At 64.0% G+C, this 3,460-nt stretch carries 3 protein-coding genes; 2 read left to right on the top strand and 1 reads right to left on the bottom strand.

The window, feature by feature from the left end; genetic code table 11:
- On the top strand, positions 1-373 hold a 373-nt coding region (locus WDW90_RS35745; protein WP_336492494.1), incomplete at its 5' end, for a hypothetical protein.
- 357 nt (positions 374-730) lie between these two features.
- Here the strand turns inward: WDW90_RS35745 and WDW90_RS35740 are convergent.
- Positions 731-2,296, bottom strand: coding sequence for a winged helix-turn-helix domain-containing tetratricopeptide repeat protein (locus WDW90_RS35740; RefSeq protein WP_336492493.1), 1,566 nt, complete (start codon positions 2,294-2,296; stop codon positions 731-733).
- Between the two features lie 164 nt (positions 2,297-2,460).
- Between WDW90_RS35740 and WDW90_RS35735 the strand changes: the two genes are divergently transcribed.
- A complete protein-coding gene (locus WDW90_RS35735; RefSeq protein ID WP_336492492.1) occupies positions 2,461-2,673 on the top strand; it encodes a tautomerase family protein in 213 nt (70 codons plus the stop codon).
- Positions 2,674-3,460: the final 787 nt, after the last annotated feature.

Below are 3,460 nucleotides of genomic sequence, written 5' to 3'. Positions count from 1 at the left end.
CCTTCACGCGCTTCACTCCGCAGGAGTGCCGCAACTACCTCGCCGCAGCCGGCTACGAAAACGACTTGGCCGTCGCTACCTGACCGGGAACAGCTCTAGGTTCTGTGCTATGGTGACGGGTCCGACCATCAGCGAGCTGATCAAGCAGGGTATCGTTCTGGCCGCTGACGTTCATGAAGCGGCCGATGCGTTCCTGGCGGATCCCAAGGTTACCTTCGCGGCCCTTACCGCAGGCTATGTGGTCAACGTTGCCGCTGCCGTTCGGCAGGACCGGTTTGCCCGTGCGATCTTGCGGTCGCCGACGATGGCGTGGCCGGCACGGCAGGCGGCCGTGCGCACAGCAATCCTCCTAGCTCGGCCGGAGACGCGGTAAGTCCGGCGGTTACAGGCCAGATTCATGCGAGCCGGGTGCTCCATAACGCCCAGTCCGCCAATGTCTGCATTCATCGGGATAGCTGCCCCTGAGAGCGGTGTAGCCGCACGTCCGCTCATGGCGCGCCCGAGACCCACGACCTGGGCTGCCGCAGCGTCCACTTCGGAGAAGCCGCCGAGGACCGCTGAAGGACGGCAATGGGCGCATCTGCGACCTTCCGCTGGTTCCGGAAGCTGTCACTGTCTGGGCCGACGTTGTGGGTCAAGGCCGCTGCAGGCGCTCAGATGAATGCCCGAGCCGCAAGGCGGCGATATGGTTGGCGAGCGCTGACTCCCGCACGCGGCCGAGGCAGCGCGGTCAATGAAATCCACTGTCCTCCATGGCCTTTGCAATCCGGCGTCGCGTTTCACCGTCCCTGAAGGGGAACGACGTGAAGAAGTGGACCTGGGAGACATCGCCGCGGCGGCGACGGACGTCCGCAACCCATACGGCCGCGCGCGAAGGGTCCCCGTTGAGCGTGTGTGCGATCACGGCGATCATCGAGATCATCACATGCGCGCCGGGTGATCTCGCTGCCCGATCGGCCCAAGTCGCGGCTTGTCCGGTGTCGCCGTGGATCAGGCACGTCAGAGCACGGGTCGCCAGCATGGCGTAGAGAAAGGGGTCGAGCGGGCTGAACGAGATAGCGGCATCGATGTTCTTGCTCCCGTCCAAGTCGCGCTCAGACACCGTATCGGCCCATGCCCGTGCATAGAATCCGTGCGCGTAGCTCGGACTGAGATCCGTCGAGCGTTCCAGCCAGGGAAGGCTGCGATCGATGTCACCCGTCAGCCAGAACGCGCGCCCGAGCGTGACGTTGGCGAAAGGGTCGAGTGGATCGAGCTCCACGCTGCGTTCGGCAAAGCGCCGTGCGGCCGTCGCGTCGCTGCCCGGATCTTCGGAATAGCGAAGGAAGGCGCTCTGGAAGTACGTCGCGGAGAGGCCGGCATAGGCCCGTGCGAACCCGGGCTCCAGGGCGACAGCGCGCTCGAACAGCGCGGTTGCCGTGGCGTTGTCGCCGCGCTTAAACCGGTACAGGTGCCTGAGGCCGAGATGATAGGTGGACCACGCGTCCAGGCTGTTCGGCACGGCAAGGGCCGCCCGCGCCGCCTCGTTGAGAGGAACCCTGATCTCGAGGGCCGCGACGATGCTCGCGGCGATGCGGGCGCGCAGGTCATGTATATCGTCAATTGTGCTCGCGAAGCAGTCGCCCCAGAGAACGCCGCCCGTTCGCGTCTCGGCGAGTTCGACGGTGATGGTCACCCTGCTCGCGAAGACATCGATGAAGCCGGACAGAGCATAGCTCACGTTGAGCAACCGTCCGATGCGGACAGTATCGAAGTCATCTGGCCGGAAGCGGAACGATGATCCACGGGCGACGACGAACAGCCATCGCAATCTGGACAAGGCGGTGATGAGATCATGGGCGACCGCTTCGCCGATGGCCGGGCGCAGGGGCGAGAGCCCAGCGAGCCGGAAGGGCAGAATCGCGATCGACGGCTTGCCGGGCTCGGTGGGTTCAGGCAGGTCCTCGTCAATGTGTCGAGGGGACGGCAGGACCGTCAGTCGGGAAGCACCGGTCCTGACATCGGCGACGAAGCGGAAGCCCTGGCCGTGCAGGGTCCGGATGAAGTGCTGCTCCTTTCCGTCGTCCCCGAGGATGTGGCGGGCCGACTTGATGCGACTTGAGATGGCGGCATCCGAAATGAATCGCCCATTCCAGACCTTGCCGACGACCTCTTCCTTGGAGACCAACCGATCCCGGTTCTCCACGAGGAGGCGCAGCAGAGCAAAAACTTGCGGCTCGACCGGACGGAGGACTCCGCTCCGGCGAAGCTCGATCCGGTCGACGTCGAGCTCGAACGCGTCGAAGAGGTAGACCATCGCCGGCGCCCCGCAGACGAGCACATGCGCTGCGAAACTCTAGCACATCTTCGCGTAATCTCCCTGATCTCTGCAGGCTACCTTCAAGCCCGGGCTAGGAAAGGCGGCTAAGGCTAGGCCCGCAGGCCACGGAATCGTTCCGGGCCAGACACGGGAGAACGGCCATGCCGCTCGTCGACATTCAGCTGATCGAAGGCGTCTTCTCGACGGCCCAGAAGAAGGAGATGATCCAGAAGGTCACCGACGCCATGGTCGAGATCGAAGGAGAAGCGATGCGCGGCGTCACGTGGGTTCGCGTTCAGGAACTTCGCAGCGGCGAATGGGGGATCGGCGGGAAAGGGCTCACCACCGAGGATGTGAGGGCCTTGCGAGGCTGACCGCTCAAGAGCCGGTCGCGCCCACCGAAGCGGGATGGCCTGAGGCGAAGTCCAACGCCAACGTCCACCCAGCAAGGCGGGTGGACGAAGGAGCGTCGAACGGAGCGCTCTGGCTTGGGAGCCTGAGGCCGGGGCAGCCGGCTCCCCTCCTCGATTCCAAGGAAGCCCGGGAATTTCCAAACTCGCTTGGAGGTCCAGCTACGCAGGCGGTCTCGTCGGTCCTCGATCATTGCGGAGCCAGAGAAATGTCTGATCTGACGGAGTTTGACGGGTACGTTGCGGAAGGCGCGTGCCTCGTTGACAGGGCAGAGAAGACCATCAGCAACCTGCATAAAAACGCGGGATGCGCGGACCATCTGCGTGTCGCATCGGCAGCCCTGGAGGCCATGAAATACCTCCAGCGGCTCCTGGAATCCCATCGCTTGCACTCGGCCGGAGAGCCGTCTCCCGCTTCTTTCCACCTTGCAACCGAGAAGGTCCGCTGGCGATCGCTTCGGGGCCGACGCAGAAGCGGAGGGGCTGCTTATACCTGATCGGCTGCGAGCTTCACCATCCGTCGATAGGCATTGGCATCCGACGTCGGCATGTCCGGTCTGGAGAAGTGATCGGTTGGCTTCAAACAACCGGAATGGCGCATTCAGGTCGTTCTGCCAGCCTCGATGTGAACGCCGTCATGCCTCGCCTGAACCTAGTGTCCTGATTCCTTAGTCTCTCTGACCTGGAGAGTTTGGTGGCAGAAGCGCTGGATGGCGGCGAGGATGTCGTCGGCTGTCTTGGTCCAGCGGAA

It is taken from the genome of Methylobacterium nigriterrae (assembly GCF_037106235.1).
Taxonomy (GTDB): domain Bacteria; phylum Pseudomonadota; class Alphaproteobacteria; order Rhizobiales; family Beijerinckiaceae; genus Methylobacterium; species Methylobacterium nigriterrae.
This window is presented reverse-complemented; position numbering and strand designations above follow the sequence as displayed.